Origin of the sequence: Ditibartonella choladocola, assembly GCF_002007565.1 — a bacterium.
GTDB classification, from domain to species: Bacteria; Pseudomonadota; Alphaproteobacteria; order Rhizobiales; family Rhizobiaceae; genus Bartonella; species Bartonella choladocola.
In genome coordinates, this window is record NZ_CP015625.1 from 2,163,545 (window position 1) to 2,183,639 (window position 20,095).

12 protein-coding genes are annotated in these 20,095 nt (G+C 43.4%); 3 read left to right on the plus strand and 9 right to left on the minus strand.

Annotated elements, in window-relative coordinates; translation table 11 throughout:
* Positions 1 to 158 precede the first annotated feature (158 nt).
* The 6 genes from BBC0122_RS09570 to BBC0122_RS09595 all read right to left on the minus strand — a co-directional run bounded on the left by BBC0122_RS09570 (position 159) and on the right by BBC0122_RS09595 (position 14,622).
* Positions 159 to 2,285 (minus strand): hypothetical protein, encoded by a 2,127-nt coding sequence (locus BBC0122_RS09570; RefSeq protein WP_077993351.1) that lies wholly within the window; start codon positions 2,283 to 2,285, stop codon positions 159 to 161.
* Positions 2,278 to 2,658 (minus strand): plasmid mobilization relaxosome protein MobC, encoded by a 381-nt coding sequence (gene mobC / locus BBC0122_RS09575; RefSeq protein WP_077993353.1) that lies wholly within the window; start codon positions 2,656 to 2,658, stop codon positions 2,278 to 2,280. Before mobC ends, BBC0122_RS09570 begins: the two co-directional genes overlap by 8 nt.
* A 445-nt stretch (positions 2,659 to 3,103) precedes the next feature.
* The gene (locus BBC0122_RS09580) at positions 3,104 to 3,616 is read right to left on the minus strand and encodes a hypothetical protein (RefSeq protein ID WP_149866680.1); all 513 of its coding nucleotides are present in this window, start codon (positions 3,614 to 3,616) and stop codon (positions 3,104 to 3,106) included.
* On the minus strand, positions 3,531 to 11,786 hold the full coding sequence (locus BBC0122_RS09585; protein ID WP_077993356.1) for a hemagglutinin repeat-containing protein: 8,256 nt from the start codon (positions 11,784 to 11,786) through the stop codon (positions 3,531 to 3,533). Before BBC0122_RS09585 ends, BBC0122_RS09580 begins: the two co-directional genes overlap by 86 nt.
* A gap of 126 nt (positions 11,787 to 11,912) precedes the next feature.
* On the minus strand, positions 11,913 to 12,524 hold the full coding sequence (locus BBC0122_RS09590; RefSeq protein ID WP_225868108.1) for an invasion associated locus B family protein: 612 nt from the start codon (positions 12,522 to 12,524) through the stop codon (positions 11,913 to 11,915).
* Between the two features lie 361 nt (positions 12,525 to 12,885).
* Positions 12,886 to 14,622, minus strand: a complete 1,737-nt coding sequence (locus tag BBC0122_RS09595; RefSeq protein WP_077993358.1) for a ShlB/FhaC/HecB family hemolysin secretion/activation protein — start codon at positions 14,620 to 14,622, stop codon at positions 12,886 to 12,888.
* Between the two features lie 1,034 nt (positions 14,623 to 15,656).
* Here BBC0122_RS09595 and BBC0122_RS09600 point away from each other — a divergent pair.
* Positions 15,657 to 16,256, plus strand: coding sequence for a hypothetical protein (locus BBC0122_RS09600; RefSeq protein ID WP_077972543.1), 600 nt, complete (start codon positions 15,657 to 15,659; stop codon positions 16,254 to 16,256).
* A 140-nt stretch (positions 16,257 to 16,396) separates the two neighbouring features.
* Positions 16,397 to 16,834: a hypothetical protein gene (locus tag BBC0122_RS09605; RefSeq protein ID WP_077993360.1), complete on the plus strand. Its 438-nt coding sequence runs from the start codon at positions 16,397 to 16,399 to the stop codon at positions 16,832 to 16,834.
* Between the two features lie 14 nt (positions 16,835 to 16,848).
* Here the strand turns inward: BBC0122_RS09605 and BBC0122_RS09610 are convergent, their stop codons facing one another.
* On the minus strand, positions 16,849 to 17,418 hold the full coding sequence (locus BBC0122_RS09610) for a hypothetical protein (protein ID WP_077993362.1): 570 nt from the start codon (positions 17,416 to 17,418) through the stop codon (positions 16,849 to 16,851).
* A 260-nt stretch (positions 17,419 to 17,678) separates the two neighbouring features.
* Here BBC0122_RS09610 and BBC0122_RS09615 point away from each other — a divergent pair, with 260 nt between their 5' ends.
* A complete protein-coding gene (locus BBC0122_RS09615; protein ID WP_077972545.1) occupies positions 17,679 to 18,296 on the plus strand; it encodes a hypothetical protein in 618 nt (205 codons plus the stop codon).
* 17 nt (positions 18,297 to 18,313) lie between these two features.
* On the opposite strand, the gene BBC0122_RS12880 is transcribed toward BBC0122_RS09615, so the two are convergent.
* Positions 18,314 to 18,745, minus strand: coding sequence for a hypothetical protein (locus tag BBC0122_RS12880; protein WP_149866681.1), 432 nt, complete (start codon positions 18,743 to 18,745; stop codon positions 18,314 to 18,316).
* A 75-nt stretch (positions 18,746 to 18,820) separates the two neighbouring features.
* Positions 18,821 to 20,065, minus strand: a complete 1,245-nt coding sequence (locus tag BBC0122_RS09625; RefSeq protein ID WP_188318026.1) for an efflux RND transporter periplasmic adaptor subunit — start codon at positions 20,063 to 20,065, stop codon at positions 18,821 to 18,823.
* Positions 20,066 to 20,095: the final 30 nt, after the last annotated feature.

The window sequence follows — 20,095 nt, forward strand, 5'->3', positions numbered from 1 at the left end:
TAAACAATTGCCGACTTTTACACTCGATTAAGATATGCCGCGATGATGAATTATACATTTATGACTATTGCTCTTGCCAGTATGCTTCTCCTTGAAAGGCGTACAAGTCCTAATGAACTTAACCTATGGTCTTAAGCTAGGAGCGTGGTGACTCCTTGCTATCGGTTTATCGTTTGTATGCTATCCCTATGATTGTTAATGCCAAGCATTTCTTCATCTGAATTGTTTATATTTCGATTATCGATGGTGGATATATGACTGGCACCGGCGATGGTTTTTTCACGAAAATACTCGGCATTGTCAGTTGAGTTGAATGCAGCTGATAGCTGATCATATATTTTGGTAAACTCATGTGCCCCTTTCATGACAAAAGGTATTTGAGAAATTTCATTATCTTTTAGATCCTTGATAATTGTTTGTGACCATTCGTTTACTGAATCAATCATCGGATCAATGACACCATATTTCTGATAAAATGAATGCGCGTTGAAAACGCTGAACATAGCATCTTCATAGGCTTGAAGTTTTTCTCTCCCGCGCGTTTTATCAGACTGCTCGGATGTTTGCTCAAGATCATAATTATTGCTTGAAGTTTCTGTAGGTATTATCTCATCAAAGCGCTTATAAGTTGATAACATGGCATCAGCCGAAGCCAAGAAATTCTGGTCATTTGTGTCATCGGTATCTTGCAAAAGTTCTTTTACGGCGTGGTTTGCTTGGGCTGCTGCCTCTTGATATTTTATCCCTTTGGGTGCTTTTTTCTTTCCTTGCCGCTTGGCTTCAACCTTATCAATTGTCCGCTTGTCTGCCTTTCCTTTTTTGGTCATTTCGTGTTCATTTTTTGAATATGGTTCGGATGTCAGTGTTTCACCACGTTTTGTTGCGACCATATCAATACCGTTTTCACGGGCAAAATAAGCCATATTCTCACGCCAACGATGAAAATCTTTTACATATGGATTAAGTTTCTGATCATGGACTGAACGCATGACAATCATGGCATGTATGTGAACATGGGGCGTTGCTTTGCCCTCACCAGATCTTTTATCGACAGTGCTATCATCAGGGCCATGAAGGGCGAAGGCATATTTATGATCGCCAAATTCGTGAGCCAGAAAACTACGTGCTGATTTTAAAAAAGCATTTTGGTCAGTGCCGGCGCGCGCGCTGACAATGACATGCATAATATCCCGATTGCCTGATGATCGAAGTGAACGGCGCCATGAGCGCGCCGTTTTTTCATAGTTATCGATTGTTATATTCTGATCTTTCGGGCCTTCAAGGGTTTTGGCTTCTGCCAGAGCCGCTTTGAAGTGCTGCTTCAAACCGTACACACCATGGGCTACTTCACTGTAAGAAAGGTTTATGTCGTCTATACCTAGCCCATGCTGTTTATGAAGACTATCTCTGATTTGATTCAATGCATGATCAGTGGTTTTGATACGGCCTTTTTTATTAGAGGCGATCGTCATCACTGCAATGATTCTATTTGGCTGGTTTTCAGTATGAGCGATGCCACTGACCAATCTTTGGTCTTTGTACACTGACGCTAAAGCGTCCTGGACATAATGCGGATCAATTTCAGATTTTTTGATATTGACCGTTAACGTGACGACATCACGAGATGGTTCTCGTTTATCAAAATAATGCTGCCATTCCTTCAACATATCATTTTGCTGTTGGAGGGTTGTAATCTGCTGACCGTTTTCACGCTCCATTGGCATTGCGGCATTGCGTGATACATACCGCATAAGGCTGGATGCAGATTGTATGCCTCCGCCAGTACCTGCCATTTTAACAACAGCCGGCTGCGCTCCTTTCAGATAAGCCTTCATCCGGCTATGAACCGTAGTCGGAGCTAAACTGACGCCACTGCCAAAAGTTTTTCGTCTTTTAGGTAATGATCGAGGACCACGCGCATCATTTGCTTCAGGTTCTTCTTCTTCATCAAAGGGACTGATAAAGCTGGTAACAACAACCATCGTCGTCGATAATGGCCGTGAGGTATTATTCATCACAGCTTTCATGGCGTTTTGTCGAGGCTGACTGATGGCAATAGCATTTGCGACTGGGTTTTTAATAGGTGCGCCTTTATCTCGCATACCACTCGAAGGAGCTGCCGTCCCTTCAACTCTCGCCGAACTCACTATAGTTCCCACTGAATGTCTGGCAGCCTTCTGAATGAATTTTTGAGTGATGCTATTGCGTGTCGCTCGTGTTTCCAGGTCTTGTTTTTCGATGAATTCAGGTCTTAGATGAAACGGATTATAAATTTGCTTAGCCATTATCCAGCCGACCTTTCAACCGTTTTTTGGCGGATATGATCATTTCTGCATAGATATCGGCTAATGCATTCGTCGTTGCATAAAGATTATCTAAGAGTTCGGTTAAATCGCCGGACTCTATCAATGTCCCGGTGTTTACGGCACGGGTCAGTTGATTGATGTTATTGCCAATCGCACGCAGCTGAAAACAAAGCGTGTTGATTGCTTCGGATATATGTGGGTCTACCAGCGGGCCCTCGCCTGCCGTGGTCATAATCAGACTACGGATGATTTGGGACACATCACAATTGTAGGAAATAGCAAGGTTTTGGAGAGTTTCTTTTTCGATTTTAGAAAGGCGGAAATACACACTGGCATCTTTTGGAGATGCCATAGCTCTATTCCTTTTTTATATGTTAGCTATAATTATTAAGCGAACATGAATACACATAATTCCATTTTTTGGATAAATCAATCTTAATGCATTAAAATTTTGTTCTAAGAGCGCATCATTATTCGATAAAACTTGACTAAATATTTCTTAGATAGGCACTATCCTGAATTTTGTGCGTGAAGCATTTCATTAGTCACGCCATCTATCGGAGTTAATGACGGAAGCAATATCCACTCTTTCACGTACAATGCACTGTAACGTAATGTTTGAGCAGCCGGGAAAACTTCTTTATAAACCTGACTATCTCGCTCAAAAATACCAATAGACGCGCGCCTTCAATGCCTAAGAAGTTTTTAAAAGCATTGGAGGGGTCAGTTTCTGCAAGAAGTTCATATCAATTGGTATTGAACACCCACAATAACAAGCCTGACAAAACGCCACTATATTATCTTCTTTTGCGAGCCAGTTTTTGCGCTAAGCCGGTGCTGTCTTGTTCCGGTTGCAGACGGCCACGAATCAAAATATTATGTGATTTATCATATTCATAGAGTTCTGGTTGTATGACATACGCGCGATACACTAACTCTCCAAATTGTGGACACTGTGTTTCATCCGACCACGTATCATTATTATATTTTGTATTTGTGATGATGCCACGACTATCAATGTCAACTATTAATTCACAAACATCAAGGTGAGACATTTTACCACCGGCCCGATCAACAGTGACATATTTGGTTTCTCCCCAAACCCATTTTGTCGGGCTTTTAGATCTCGGTGTCCGCATATATTCTGCCAAATCACTGATGGGCAAGCCTCTAAACTGGGCAACGAGTTCACCTGCTCTCTTGTCCAATGGACGATCAGGATATTTATGCTGAAAGGAACCGGGCATCGAACAGGCTGAAACGCATAAGGTGACTGCTAATAGAGAATAACTTAAAAGACGGTATTTCATGATGGAACCTTTGCAATTTTGATGTGTCTGCTCTGGTTGCAAATATCGCATCCAGAGCTTTTTTAAAGACAGAGTGTTTTCTATTTTTCCCGTTACCTGCTGCTGCTTTATCATCTGGCTTTTTGCCAATATCGACACCATTGGCTCGATAGCGGTCATTACCATATCTACCTGCATAGTCTGTGCCCATAGACACACCCATCTCTGTCAGAATCGTTTTGGTAATTTCAGCCGTCATGGAAGCGGCGAGATCTGGATCTTTTATTCCTAGATTCTCAACAAAACCACCGACAATCACATCAAGCTGTGGAGCCAATAGACGCGCACCTTCAATGCCAAGGAAGTTTTTCAGTGCATTGGACGGATCGGTTCCGGCTAGCAATGCATCACCTATGATACGGGCTGCTTGCGCACCTTTACCATCGTCAGCATTCCAGAAGGCTTCTGAATCCGTTTTAAACTTACCCGGAGGCAACAGCTTTGTCGCATCATTGGCCATTGTCAAGGCATTACCAATGGCATTATTTACATTATCCTTCAGATCATTATAGGACTGCTGTTTGGCCTTCTGTTCGTCTAAAAGCGCTTTTGCATTTTTCATGGCAGGTAGTTCATCCAGCGTGTTGGATGTATCACGATTGATACCCGCCACATCTTGCTTCTGCTCATCAGGGTTGGTGATAGTGATGGTTCCAGGAGCAACAGCAGAACTGATCTTGCCTTCATCATTGCTGCTACTATGAACCGGCATATCGATGGAAACTCCGGGCTTTGAGGGTTTATTTAATTCACCCTTGTCATTTTTAGATTTCATCTCACCATAAGGATCAGAGAAACCGCCACCTATAGTCACACCGCTTGAGTCTGAATGGATATCGAGATCACTTGTGGTGATGGTTCCAGTGGTCAGGCTGTTTTTGCTCGAATCAGCTTTGCTGTCGATGATACCGCCTTTGAGATCGGTATTGCCCTTAACGGTAACATTGAACCCACCATCACCGGCTTTAATGCCAGACTGTTCCTGCGCACCGGCATAGGAAGAATGAGCATTCTGATAGCTGCCTTTTACCGTGGCTGCGCCACCATCCAATTGCCAGTTGCCATTATTCATAGCATCCCAAGCTGTCCCAAACTTATCTTTTTCTTGTCCATTAAATAATACTTTAGAATTGGCTTCGATACCGATGCTAAAGCCATTCTGTTTTGATCGTCCTTCATCCAGCTGGGTTTCAATATTGAGATCACCACCGATATTGGCTGTGACTTTATTGCCTTCAACAACAGCGCCTTTCAGCGTTGTATCCTTGCCAGATTCAATATTGATGTCACCAGTGCCTTTTACGTGGGAATTGACATTGGTCGTCATCTGGCTATTGCCCTTGGATTGTTCATAACTCGCTTTAGCATTAGCCGAACCTGTCACATTCATACCAAGATCGAGACCAAGCTCCATTCCAGCAGAGGCACCAAAACTTTGCGAACTATTCTTGGATTTATCTGTCTGTTTTGCACTTTCAAGATAAATGTCCTGACCGGCTTTCAGATTGATATCACCTGTGCCTTCTTTGGTCTGATCGCCCATCATGCCATGTTCATCATAACCTGCTTCGATCTGGACACCTTGACCGTAAATGTCTCCCTTTTCGGCTTCAATGCTAATTGAATGTCCGGCACTGACCGTTGGCGTAACCGCCGTGCTTGTCGATGTTGTATTTTTGCTCTTGGAAGCTTCAAAACCCACACTGACACCGACTTTTGCAAGATTGATAGCATCACCAAAATCGGACCCTTTTTGATTTGGATGAGTAATTTGATCGGCTCCGCTTAGTATGCCTTTTGCATCACCATAGACGCCTGCAACACCGTTGAAGCCGGTCAATCCCGAATTTATATCTTTGACATTTTCAACACCTTTTACGGCGTTTTTAACATTTTGCGCCACGCCGGCAATACCGGAAGACACTTCAACACCGACACCAACCCACAAGTGTTTCTGGATTGTTTCAACATTGGTGGTATCCATCGCCGATATCATGTTTACATCATTGGTAGCCTTCAGATTGACATCATTTTCACCACGAATACCGGACCCAACAAGGTTGATATTGTTACCGGCATTGATATTGACATTGTTGCCTGCATTTATATTGGATGAATCATTTTTCACGCCATCTTTTGTCGTTCTATCAAGATCATTTTTATAACCGATCTTCGCCGAAGCTTGACTGGCACCATTGGTACTCCAGCCAATGCCAAAACCGGAGGCTTTCTTTTCTTCCAAGCTGCTTGAATCTTGAGCCACGCTGACGATGTTCACATCGCGGGCGGCATCCATATTTATGTCATTGCCAGCTTTGACATCAGAACCAAACACATTAATATCTGTTTGCCTTGCTGTCAGATTAACATTGCCACCGGCTTCAACTGTCGAACCGAAGTTCTTTGTTGACGCTTCATCTTTGGTTTGGGATGTTTTACCCCATATCGAGACATAGCCCTGCTTACCCGGCTTGCCGCCATCGCCCTTATCACCATATGAACCAACACCAAGACCAGTTGCCCGCTTTTCCTCGTGACTGGTATGGGTTTCATTGACACCGATAATATTCACGCTATCGGCAGCAATATTGATATCCTGACCGGCTGATACATTCGAACCGGCAATAGTGGCCGCTCCACCGGCATCCATGTTTACATTACCGGTTGCGCCAATATGAGAGGCAACCGTTGTTTCATCATATGTGTCTTTTTCCTTGGCGGTCTTCTTGAGGAAACCGCTCGATTTGGAATGGCTTGAACTGCTTTCAACATCTTGACCAGCAGCTACAGTAATGTTGCCACCAGCCTGTATATTGATATCAGCACCTTTGCTTGCATTATCACTGCGGACATCCATTTGACCCGCTGTAATATCAGAGGCAAAAACTGTGGTATCCCCGCCTGACTGGATGTTTACACCTTCATCGCCATGAATGGATGAGCCATTTAAAGAGTTACCATAGCTGCTCTTATCGCTGCTATGCTTGCCACCACCGAAAGTTCCACCATCCTCTTCCGTATGGTATTGAGATTGATGGGTATCTTGGCTTGCAAGGATGTTGACATTACCTGTTGTCTTCAGGCCGACTTTGCCACCAGCGTCGATATCCGAACCAACAATATTGAGGTTATGTTCTTTTCCGTCTTGTCCGGCAATGGCTGTGACATTGCCGCCAGCTGTGATGGAGGAGCCAACAGTGGTTGTACTATGGCTTTCACCCTGAACGATACTACCATCCGTACGGCTGTTAGCCTGATTTGCCATGGCAATGACGCTAATATCTCCTTGCGCCTGTACGCCTACATTACCGCCGGCCTTGAGGTCAGATGCGCCGATAAGGACATCTTTACCAGATTCAATCGACATATTATTGGCAGCGGATACACTGGAACCTACCTGCTTTGTACTATCAAAAGTGTTGGAACTGAATGATCCAGTTTCCTTCTCCTGTGTAGCAATAATAGCAACATTTTCACCGGCTTTGATGCCAAGACTGCCGCCTGAATCAACCTTGGAACCGGCAATTGTCAAGTTTTTATCAGCAGACAACGACATGGAGCCACCAGATGACACTTCCGAGCCCTGCTGCAAGGTATTTGTACCCATGCCAGTTTTAGTTGTGCTATTTGATGATTGGATTGTCAAATTGCCATTGTCGGCCGACATGGCCAATTGACCATCGGCATGAACGCGACTGCCTTCAACATTAATGTCTTTGTCAGCCTTAACCTGAAGATCCTTGCCCGCCTCGATATTCGAGCCGCGAACATTTTCAGAACCGTTTGTGGTTGATTTGGCTGCGCCAACATTAACATTCTCGCCATAAAGGCCGAGGCTGCCACCAGCTTTGACATCAACGCCTTTAAGATCGACATTTTTGTCAGCCTGGATAATGGCTGTGCCGCCTGCATCTATGGCTTGCGTCTTATTGATAACAGTTTGGCCGTTTCTTGAGGATGTTGCGGCATTCAACTTGATATTGCCGGTTGAAGCCAGAATAAGATCACCCTTGGCGGCAAACCCACCACCATTCGACAGAATGTCGGTGCCTTCTAATTTCAGGCTGCTATTCGAGGCAATCAATCCTGAATGGGTGAGATTGTCTGTTGTGATATTAACACTGCCGCCCTCGATTTTTGCGCCCGATGATACAACACTGGCTTTATCTTTTGCCGCGACATAGAGAACAGGCGCAAAAACGTCCACGCCATTTACATTCTGCTTAACATATAGAACAACAGATGTATCAAGCGATGCGACTTGTTCCGGTGATAATGGTTCACCAAAGGCCAGGCCGTTTTTCTGAGCATAATCAGCACCGGCATCGAGCAAAGCCTTCATCTGTTCAATCGGGTCATTGCCGGGGATAAACGAGCCTTTACCCAAGCCTTGACCGACAAGATCACGCATCTGCTTGTCAATCAGCTGGTTTTCAAAATAGGCATCGCCCAAGAAGATAATCTGCTTATCAGGTTTATAACCAATACGGTTGAGGTAATAACCTGAACCATAGAATTTGCCTACATCTAGGAAATCCGCACGCGTTTCATAAATGAAATTCTGATTGGGCAATGTACCGCCAAAACCGCCAGAATTGGGCTTGGGAGCAGATAAAGATGATGTTGTAAAATTTGGTGAGTTAATATCGACTTTAGGTGTGAATAGAGCGCCGCCCGCCGTCATATTGTTCAAAGCATCCATCGGATTGCCAGTTGCCGGCTTTTCTTCAAAATGGGCTGAACCTGCAATTGAACCCTCGGCAGCGGTGTTATTGAGATTCTTGACATTCATTGTCAATGAACCACCGGCCTTAATCAGTGAATTGGCCGAATCTACGGCTTCTGTACCTATATAGCCGGATTGACCGTTACCGATGGCTTCACCGGTTTTATTGCCTTTGGCATCATACACATAGCAAGTGTCACCTGCACCACAATACATATATTTGGTTCGATAAAGTGTAACACCCTTATTATTGACCGTATCGGCAGTGATAGAGGCTTTACCTGCGGCTTCAATGTTGCTGTAAGAATTATCAATCGTGGTGGCATCAATTGTCATGTCACCTTTCGATTGTATCATCCCTTGAATTGTAGGCTTGCTGGTAAAATATTGAACATCGTTCTGTTGTTGCATATAAGCATTGTAATTAAAATCATACCAGACTTTCCCCTTCTTTGAATTATGCCCAGCCTCATTCCAAGTGAAGGCTTTGAAGGTTTTTCCATCAACTGTTAGATCACCATATGTCTGTTCAATTGAATCCCACATACCGGCATTAAGCCATGTTACATCGCAATCATCACGGCAGCCACCTGCGCCCCAAGTATGACCATTATTACCTTTAGGGTCATAAAAGAGTCTGCCACGCATGTCAGATGTACCGTTATTGGTAAGTTCATTGTTTTTATCAGGGCGATTGAAACCAATTCTATTACCGTATTCCTGCTTTGTTGCCCAAGCAGCATCAACATTAGCTTCATTTCTTAAATATGAAGTGAGAATTGCTAGATTATTTCCCGACTGGATCAGGCCTGCCTTATTGACGATAGATGCAGTGCGTCCATTACCTGCCCGATTGGCGAAAGCCAGATCACGTCCAGACATGATAGCACCGTAATCATTGTTTACAGCACCATCAACATAGATGTAGCCATCACGGCCTGAATAGATCAAACCCTTCTGATGATTGGTCAGAGTGTTCGATACATTCAGTTTGAGATCATTGCCGGATGCAATCAGGCCGTTATTATCAACGGACGCGGTATTGATAAGAAGATCGTTTTCCGCACGTATGTTGGTTTTTTCATCCGCAACGAATGATGGAAGTGTAAGGCTGATATTTCCTGATCCACCATTTTTTGTAATGGCATTGAGTGAGACATTCTGGGCATTCAAGCCGTTTTTGCCATTCAAAGTAATTCCGCCAAATGTCAATTGGCTGTTGGAGACATTGATATCATTGGCATTCAGCGTCAGCGTACGCGCTGTCTGGATCTTGGCTCTATTATTGCTCAAATCAAGTGCTGTCGCTGTCAGCGTTATATTGCCTGCTGCACGCGTAGCATTCTGCAAGCTGATGACGCCTTTATCCGAAGTGATATCCGCATTGCCATAGGCTGTTAGATCGTCATAGGTCACATTGTTTGCAGCATGAAGCACCATATTGCCGGCACTCAGCAATTGCTTGGCATTGATCGCATTGGACGCATTGATCACAAGCCTGCCATCATTTTTGAGGTAAATATCGCCTGTTGCAGACTTCTGCGAGGCTTCCATATCCATACCGCTCAAGATCATGCCGGCATTAAGCGTTGCAACATCAAGGGCAATATCACCGCCAGAGAGAAGACTGTTGAATGTGAGATCGTTGGTATTGATCCTCGCTGTCCCGTTAGCCATCAACCGATCAAACTTTACGCTCTTTGACTGACCGGCTTTTGCTGTAATGGCAGCACTACCCTGTTGGGAGAGAATGGTTCCGGCAACATCGACACCATTGCCGCTCTCAAGCGCTACATCATTATTGGCATATATATTGTTGCTTTTGATGGAACCGGTGCCGGTCTTGATATTAACGCTTCCCTGCTTGCCAAGAGTGAGTGAGCCATTTTTGTCGGTTGCCGCCATATCGACACCGGCAGCATAATTGGCTGCCTTTGCATAACCGGCAATAGTCGCGGTGATATTGCCCTGCGCCATAATATTACCGGCAACATTGAGGTCTTGACCGGCTTGAAGTGTCATATTGTTGAAGCTGATCAGGGTCGCCGAGTTAATCGAGCCTTTGTTGGCAGTGATTGTTAGATCGCCGCCACCGGCCTTAATGCCATTCTTGGCGTTAATATCGCCATTGGCAGTCTGCAAATCGGCTTGTCCATCGGCAATAGCAACCAGAACATCTATACCATTGGTGGATTGAATATCCATGTCACCGCCAGCAGCAACCTGACCGGCCTTGATCGTATCACCCGATTTAAAACCGAGTTTACCACCGGCAATCGCATCACCCTCAACAGATAACAAGCCTGCACCGGAATCCACCATCAAATCGCCATCTGCACCGATTGTCTCAATCGTAATGCCCTCATTGGCTTTGATCTCAACATTCTTCTTCGATGTGATCTTCTTGGCTGTCACTGTTTTGCTGCGGCTTGCAACCTTGACACCATCACGGCCAGAAGCATTGTTGATGCTGATCTTGCCATCAGCCGATAGTGTCAGCTGGCCGGCATTGGCAGCCATGTCGTTACGCATCCGAACGCCAACGCCTTTTTCTGTGGCAATCAGCTTGATACGGTCGCCTTGCAACGCACCAAGCGCAGAACCGTCAATCGCATATTCCGGCTTACCGGCAATATCATAGAGTTCCTTCATCTCGCGCGAGGCATAATCAAACTTGCCCGTACCGGCTGTAATACCGATATCATGACCGGCAACGGCACCGTCAAGATGCACAGTGCGCGACACAATGTCGAATATATCAACCGAGCCTTTGCCCGATGCCAGATTGGCACCTCTCTCGCCAATGGTGACATCACCACCACGAACGTCAAAGCCCGCCAGAGAGCCGTCAAGGCCAATCTGCGGGATACCGGTCGTCAATGTCGCGCGCGGTGTATTGATAAAGCCGCAGCCATTACAGGTGATACCATTGGGGTTGGCAATAATCACATCAGCCTTGCGACCGAACACTTCTGTCGGGCCTTCAAGGGCGGTTCTGTTGCCGCTTGTCACTTCATTGAGGATAACCGAGGCAGAGCCGGATTGGCGAAGGTTCGGGTTGCCGGGGACAACACCGCCAAGCTGCGATGTTCCGACTTCGCCATTATGGTTGTTCAGGATCAATCCGGGATTGGCTACATTGAAGTCATGATATTTGTTGTGTGATAGCCCTGCCCCATTTGGCGTTGCAATATCCACCAACGGAACACCATTGGGGGCGGCACCAATGGTCGGCGTATTATTCGCTCCTGCATTCGGGTCTGCTGTCACACCCTGCGCCTGAACCAAAATAGGTTGCATCAGCAAGGAAATACTCATAACACCGGCAAGGGCCATTTTGCCAATTTTATTGAATGACTGCAATGTGGCCATCAATCCTTTGCCACGTAATCCAATAACTGCCATGATATATATCCTTTAGATGATATGAGGCTCCGGCCTCTTTTCAAAAAGTTGTTTTAAAACAAAGAAAGATTGGCTCCTGAATAAGCCAATCTTTTTCTTAAATACGCGATTTTTGACCGTTCAAATTCATTTGGCTGCACCTTTTTCAAGTGCGTCCAATGCTGCGGTTAGACCTTTGAGCGAAAACTTGATATTGACGTTGCGCCCATCAACCAGACGGAAATGACCTTCACCTTCACTACCTTTTTTCAAGACAGCCAGCGATTTTGCATCCAGCTTCTGTTGTGCCCAGCAGCCAGCCTGATTGCAATTGCGATATTCGACCTTCAAGGCATCCTTGCCATTGATGCTGTAGCTGATGCCAGCTGGAAGATTGACATTGAGCGGCGCAACACTTGTCATTAATAAATCCGGCTTAGCACCCGCTTTTTCTGGCGCGGTCAAGGCAATCGCAATGGATAGCACTGTCACTGGCTGATCGCCCTGCATGACTTGCTGGATTTGCGCCACTTCACATTGCTTGGTAGTTTTATCAGCTTCACCGGTTGGCACTTCAACACAGCGATAGAACCAATCATCAAATTTTTGAACTGTCGGTTCAGGGGCTTGAGCAGCGTCAGCTTGGGGAACGCTCTGCTCTTGTGGTGGCTGTGCTGTCTGCTCTTGTGCATAGGAAGCACCAAAAGGGACACACCCAAGCAATAGAACAAGAGAAATGCGGCGCATAATTTTTTGCATTAAGAACTCCATTTTGTCTCACAATGAGACATTTCAGAAATTTTAATGCGACTTTTATTTTGGATATGTAAGATAGAGAATTGTTACAGCGTTTCACTTTGTAACAACGAGAGACAGCATTTTTTAAAAACTTTGAAAATTTTATTTCTATATATTGAGATGACACGGAAATTTTTATCTTATCAATAGTATTAAACGCACAATAGGAGAAAATATGAAAATGAATTGCAGCAGAAAAACCGGAAAGTCTGTTACAATTCTTTTTTCATTTTTTTAAAGTATTTTAAGAGAAGCCTTAATCATAACGGAAAGCCTTTACCCATTATGCTGTTTTGAAAAAGGGCCTATTGAGGCTCAAGCTCTAAAACGTCACGGACATAGAGACAAAAGCCATTCCATCATAGGGGTTTTTAACGGTTGTCGAGAAAACATCCGAATAGCCGATATCAAGATTGACTATTCCACCTGAAAAGCGGCTTCCTATTGTCCAGCTGGCCATATTATCATCTTCAAAACCCCATTTGGCCTGAGCAAAGACCTGCCCATAGTCAAGAGCGACATAAGGCCTGAACTCGCCCAAGGCTTTGACCATGGCAGCGTTGTTTCCGTAAGGGACTGTACGCCAAGCAAATTCATTACGTGTAAAAAAACCATTATTGCCGTAGAGCAGACTATCGCGCATTCCACGAATATTGGAATAACCGCCAAGCGACATTTGTTCTGCACCGAAAAGATTGTCAGGCGAATACTGGCCGACAAGCAAATTGCTCAACAAGAAATTCTGCTCTTTGATCTTCAACGGCGTAACAACGCTGATCGTGCCTGTGACTTTTGAAAACTCCGGTTCTGCATCTCCTGCCCCCGGTGCATGTTTTTCAATCGCACCAAACCAATCAAGACCTTGCATATAATTGACATCGAATGTCCATGTGCCACCAAGCATTTGTCGTGAATGGGACAAATCAAGATTGGCAACTGTATATTCACGGCTGCCGACTTCAATTTTATTGCCAAGCAAGAAATTGTTTGTTTCTTTGTAGGCCAGACCGCCGGTTAATATCGTCAGTGATTTGTTGTCACGGTGCAAGAGCCGACTGATGGAGCCACGCAATTCACTTGAATCACCCGATGTTTTAATCGGGCCAAAGTTTCCGGGAACGATGGATTTATATTCATAATAATAACCGCTGACATTGAATGTCCAATAGCCATTTGGAATGCTGACACTTCCGGAATAGCTATTGGAATTGCCGTCAAGCTTATTGCCATTCCAATAATCTTTATCGGTTCTCTGATAGCCAAAGTTCCATAGATCATTCACACCAAGCATATTATCCAATGTCAAATTGGCATTATAGCGGGCATAGCCTGTTGAGGCCTGCCCAAGATTGTCATGGGAAAGGTTGACCTGCCAGCGTTTATTCGGCTGGTTGGTGATATTGAGAATAGTATCACTTTCATTCTTACCGGGCAAAATATCAGATTTGGCATTATTAGAAGCCAATCTGTTCATCTGGTCGAGACCTTGCTCGACATCGCGCATATTCAGCGTTTTGCCTTTAGTGCGTGGAACAGCACTCATTATAACGCCATTATAAGGACTAACCGGTTGACCATTATAATAGATGTCACTGAGTATACCTTCTTCAATGACAAATTTCAGCTGACGGCTTTTCTTGATATCTTGTTCGGGAATATAAACGCGGGCAGTCACATAACCTTTATCGAGATAAGCATTGGTAATGCCCTTCATCAATAATTGTATATCAGAAAGACCTACACATTTACCGGCATATGGATTTGTTATTTTATCAAGTGTTCGCTTTGATACTTTGGTTGCGCCCTCAATCAGAACTTGATCTATATCGAAGCATTTACCATCTGCCGGCAATACAGTCTGATCTATCACAGCGGCATCTTGTCCACGCGGTGTAAACTTACGCAACGTCTCAATCTGTTGTTTTTTCTGCTGCTCGGCTTGACGGCGTGCAAAATCATCCGCTGGCGATTGTGCATAAGCAGTCGATAAGCTTAAAGTGGCTATTAGTGTAGATAGAATACTGACATTATTATGTAATAATCTGAACAAACGCACCATCCCATTTTATCAATAATATTGCATGAAATTCAGCTGACTTCCATCTGATTGCATCATAATGACACAATCCTATGACTCAATGCGGGGATTAACGGTTTATTCCAAGCATATTTTTGTTACAATTAACAATAATTGCTACAATATTTTTTACTTAACTGCTCACAAATAATAAAAACTGGAAAAACAATTTAAATTTTAACGTTTTCATTGCGAATTATGGAATATTTTATCAAGGATATAGTAACACATAGAACAAAGTTCCCACTGTTGCTCGAGCGCAACGGTTAAAAAAAAGCATGCATAAAACGTAGGTCTTCATCTATTTTATCCGTGTCGCGTTCAATAACAAACATATTCAGTGCGCTATTCTAGAATCAATCCCTTTGGTTGTGTTGTAGATAACTGCATTGAGTGACAAGAAAAGAATACTCACCATATGTCAGACGGTTGCTATTAATCTCATGGCCAATTGTCGAGCGGCGCCGCTAAGGCCGTTTGCTAATCGCGTACTGGCTATAGACTGAAATACTCAATTACTGGAATTCTAATCTTTCCTCAAAACTCACATGAAAATAAGATGGCATGGCAACACTCTGGGTTCGCAAACCTAGAAATAATATAATGCGAAAGCGTAATTGCACACCACATTGTTACTCGCCAACTATCAAGGTTTTCTAATATATCGAAATATCATAGTTTAGAATAAATTTTAAAATCCATTAAATTGATAGATTATATATTATACATACCGAGGATCAGTAATTGATTCATTACAAACAAGCAGACTTGTATTGCTATAAAGACATTGTTGAAGCCAATAAAAAACGGGCTATATATGGGGTATCCGTGATGGGATTAGAACGACATTAGCGAAAACATATACGAATTTCGCAAACCTACAATGTGAGTTACTTTTTTTTCTAGACTCATATTTTATTTTATAGTATTTACTTAGTAACATTTATGAAAAATGTTGGACTTGAGGTGGGGAGGCGATGTAAGCTTTGAAGCCGAATATCATACGGAGAAATGATATGGTCAGCGTCAACACAAGCACAAATGTCGGCTATTCCAATGCGGAATCTGCGTTAAAGCTACTACGCGCAACAGCGACAAATGATCCCAATACAATCACAGATCAAAAAAATGAGAAGAAAGAGGCTGATAAAACTGATTTTTCAAGACCTGTTCCGCTTGGGGCTGATCAAGCACCAATGAGTGGGCCGATGACATCTAGTTTTACCGAGGTCGTTGACTTGCTGAAAAAGGCTAAGGGTGATGATTTCAAAATCCAAGATTATGCGCCTTATGAAGGTGCGGATATGTTCAATACGATTCAAAATTTTTTCAAGTCAGATGATGCAAATAGCCTGACGGATGAACAATATAATGAAATTGCCTTAGCTTTTGCCAAGGAGATGGTAGGTGATTGGGCACCGGAAGATCGAAGTGATTTTTTAGCAGCACTTGAAACCGGTTCTGTGGAGGTCATCTCTAGGAATGAATTTGACAATCACCCATTATTTGATGGTGCTGACTCTAATTATTTGGACTTGGTTCAACAATTGAACGCATCTGGAAAAGTAGCGATGGGCATACAGTTAGGAAATAAGGACATCGGATTTATTTTTTAATCTGAGTTCAAGAGATTCTTTCTCTGAGAAGGGAAGGAGCAAGTGGAAAATTTTAATTTAGGATTTTCCACAATTATGGATGGAAACACTATGGAGATATGTTTCCATTATCGTTAAAGCGAACAGTGGAGAGGGTAAATATGAAAAAGTTTTTAGCTATAGCATTGGCAGCTGCTTCACTGATTGGATTTACAAACATTGCATCAGCAGCGAAAATTGATATTTATCATACCAATAACTATGCCAAGGAAGACCTGATCGCCGGCAGAGGTGCTCAATCAAATTATTGCAGCGGCGGTATTTGTTACAAGCCAACATGGATTAAGCCTTATTATACCGGCAACGGATGGATGCAAGTTCAGGAAGAAGTCGTTTATTGGGCTTACTCGTATGGCTATGACGCCTATCCGTATTATGGTTGTGGTGTCATTATTTCCGGTAGCAAGTCATCTTATACTGGCAAATGGAGCGTTGATGCGAGATCGACAGGAACAAGTTCATGTTCTGTCTATAAGTCATCATCTAATGACTCAACTGGCAATTATACCTTCCGGTCTAGTCAGACAAAAGGTTGGTAAGTTTCAAAAAGTGATTAAGGGGAAGCAAACTTCCCCTTTTTCATATCAAACTCCGGGTCGAGAAATTCAAAGTCAAGTTTGGCCAATTTCAGATTTACGAGTTCGGGATATGCCTTCTTGTAATAGTCCAATAGGGATAGTTCATCTGAATTGATGAAATACCATTTTCCCTCGGTTTTCATACCGATCAGTTGGTTTTTAAGGCGTATATTTTTCCCGTCTTTATCAACGACATCGTAATTCATCGGAATTGTAACAACAAGAATTGTGCCTAATTCTTGGCTTTCAATTTTCTCAAAGTTTCCGACATAATTTGTTTTTTTGCCTTTCAAGGCTTCGTTACGCAGGTTGTCTGGGATTATTGAAGTAAGGTTCGCAAGGGATAATTTGTTGTCTTGTGCAATTGTCTCCAAAACCTTTGGTGAAACATATTGCATGACGACATTAAAGGTTCGCATGTTGTGCGCCAGAAGATAGGTTTTAGCATTTTTGATAAATTGCTCTTTGTCGCCCTGTTCCAAGGCCATCGCTTGGGAAGACATAAGAGACATAACGATGACGATATAAAGAAGAATTTTTTTCATTTTACATGCCTTGTTTTATCAAAAGATCATAAAAATCTGTTATATTACAATCTGGTTTTCATGATAGCTATGGATGTGCATATACCATAAAAACATAAGATTCTCATAGGTGAATCATTGAATATTGTCTATTATTATGGTATAGTTAATTTGCATTTATGAAGAATGTGGATCGGGCAATAAAAACAGACATGATAACTGTTTGCCTTAGCGGCTATAGGCGATATGCAAAACAGCCGATATGAGTGTAGGGTAAGGCTATGATTAGCACATCATATTCATCATCAGTAAGTCAACAAGTCTATAACAAGCCGACTGTTTCAGCCCCGAAGATAGACGAACAGCCGAAGGCTGATCCGATGAAACCTGTTCGTTTGAATGTAACGGATGATGCGTCTTCACTTGATGATTTTTCTCGTGAACAATTGTCTGAAGTTCTGTTGAACAAGAACGGTTTTTATAATGAAGAACAGAAATTGAACGCGGAATATCGTTTGTGGAAGGAATCGGCCGATGTCTATTGGCAAAATAGGGATTCCGGCAAAAGCCGCAGTGACTCTTTAGCGGCTGCCATTGGCAATATGGATGAAGCCGGGCCATTGGAGCGACAAACATTCTTTTGGAATGACAATCGCGCGCAATTGGTCAAAGGATATGAATTTCAGTCGAATAAAGAAGGCAAAGAGGCCAAGGATTTCAGTATTGAAGACCCGCTTTATAAGTCTTTGAAAGACTTTTACGACAAATTGGCTGAAGACACCACCGAATCTTTGGAAAAAGATGGGCGTGTGAAAGATCGCGTTCAAAATGTCGATTATATAGCCATTAAAAATCAATATGAGATAGATCAAAACACAGGCTATTCCTTTAAGGTTTAGCCTGTATTTGTTTGATTTTAGAAATTGTGGTTCAATTCAACACTGAAGTCACCATCTGCGTAAGCGGATGTTACACGGCCGTTGCAATAGCTTGAACTACCAGAGGTCAGATAGACGGTCGGATAGAGCCAAGAATTACCACTCATGAAGCGGGAAATGGTAAATTTACAGCTTTTTGAAGAACTTGCTGAACTTCTGTATTCGACTTGGCAGGAGTAAAGGGTTGGATAAATGCTATCATTATCCACTCGTGCTGATGCCTTAGCTTCAATGCCGTTAGGGAAGGACATACCGGTCGCTTGGCAACTCGTTGATTTTAACGCGATAGCGCTATTGGAATTGTTCTTGATTGTATATGTGGCCGATGAAGCGGCGGCTTGTGAGATTGCAGCGGATGATAAACCGATAACAGTAATTACAGTCAAACCTAAAACATGTAACTTTTTCATGATAAGTCCTCCGTTGTGGTTATATACAACATAGTTATATCACATACTGCATTTTTGATATATAGGATTCATACGTCATTTAGTAATTTTTATGATTTCATCTGTTGGCTGAACACCGTCTTTGATTTCTACCCCGTCTTTAGTAGTATTACCAAGTACAACATTGACGGTTATTATTTTACCGTCCCGTTTTACGCGCAATTTCGGCTGAGCGTCCGGATCAATAACGGCATTAATCGGGGCGATAATAGCCTGATAGACCGGTTTTAGCTGAATTTCCATTCGGGCAGACATGCCGAGTTTAACACAGCTGCGATCCTTCTCGTCTTCTATCTTAAATTCGGCGCGTACTTTAAATTTGGGAGCCTGACCGTATCCGGCACCTTGGACGGATTCAGAACTCACCCTGATAATTGTTCCATTCAATACCATGCCCGGCAGCGCGTCACTCTGGATGGTGACGGCTTGTCCATTCTGGACATTGTTAATGTCTATTTCATCGACATCACCGGCCACGACAAAGCTGTTGACGTCAGCGATATTGAAGATTGTTGTTCCCTTTTGAACACTTGTTCCGGTTTCTATTACTTTTGGGGACTCACTGGCCGAGGCTCCGATTGGTGGATTGATAACAATCCCATCAATGGGGGCATATAGGATATATTGGTTTCGATCATTTTGAGCAGCATCAAACCGACTTTTGGCATTTTCATATTCAAGAACGGCCATTTGCAGTTGTTCATCACTACCCTGCTTGCGCGTGGCTTCCAAGTCTACTTCGGCAGCCTTGACGGCATTATGGCGGGTTAGCTGTTCTTGTACGGATGTTTCATATTCGTTTCGTGGAATGATGCCTTTTTCGTAAAGGCCCTTGTTCTCTGCTAAGTCTTTGTCAGCTTTGCTTGAAGCATTATTCGCCTCTTCCAAAGTACGTTTTGCTCTTTGCATATCCGGGCTAGTTTCCCAAGCCTTGAGTTTATCAAGTTCTATTTTAGATTTGATGAAGGCGCTTTGTGCCAGACGCAATGATTCATCGATCATACTGGTATCCAGAACAGCAATTTTCTGGCCTTTGGTAACAGTATCCCCGATCTTGATTTTTGTTTCGCTGATAACACCTTCAAATGGCGCGAGAAGCGATATGACCGTTGCCGGTTCAATGGTTCCGCTTATTCGTAATTGCTGGTCAATCTGGCCAACCATTAATTGCCCCATTGGCTGATTAGGCGGGAAGGGCATTGAATTGTTATCGGGCAGTCCCTGTGACGTTGTGGCCTTATAAACGGCACCGGATAAAAGGATGATGGCAATACCGCCCAAGCATAAAGCGTATATGCGTGCGCGCTTGCT

Bases quoted from the DNA above. Each gene is read 5' to 3' on its own strand.
- BBC0122_RS09610 (WP_077993362.1), bottom strand. From the start codon at position 17,418: ATGAAAAAAATTCTTCTTTATATCGTCATCGTTATGTCTCTTATGTCT.
- BBC0122_RS09585 (WP_077993356.1), bottom strand. From the start codon at position 11,786: ATGGCAGTTATTGGATTACGTGGCAAAGGATTGATGGCCACATTGCAG.
- mobC (WP_077993353.1), bottom strand. From the start codon at position 2,658: ATGGCATCTCCAAAAGATGCCAGTGTGTATTTCCGCCTTTCTAAAATC.
- BBC0122_RS09580 (WP_149866680.1), bottom strand. From the start codon at position 3,616: ATGAAATACCGTCTTTTAAGTTATTCTCTATTAGCAGTCACCTTATGC.
- BBC0122_RS09600 (WP_077972543.1), top strand. From the start codon at position 15,657: ATGGTCAGCGTCAACACAAGCACAAATGTCGGCTATTCCAATGCGGAA.
- BBC0122_RS09595 (WP_077993358.1), bottom strand. From the start codon at position 14,622: ATGGTGCGTTTGTTCAGATTATTACATAATAATGTCAGTATTCTATCT.
- BBC0122_RS09590 (WP_225868108.1), bottom strand. From the start codon at position 12,524: ATGCAAAAAATTATGCGCCGCATTTCTCTTGTTCTATTGCTTGGGTGT.
- BBC0122_RS09615 (WP_077972545.1), top strand. From the start codon at position 17,679: ATGATTAGCACATCATATTCATCATCAGTAAGTCAACAAGTCTATAAC.
- BBC0122_RS12880 (WP_149866681.1), bottom strand. From the start codon at position 18,745: ATGAAAAAGTTACATGTTTTAGGTTTGACTGTAATTACTGTTATCGGT.
- BBC0122_RS09570 (WP_077993351.1), bottom strand. From the start codon at position 2,285: ATGGCTAAGCAAATTTATAATCCGTTTCATCTAAGACCTGAATTCATC.
- BBC0122_RS09605 (WP_077993360.1), top strand. From the start codon at position 16,397: ATGAAAAAGTTTTTAGCTATAGCATTGGCAGCTGCTTCACTGATTGGA.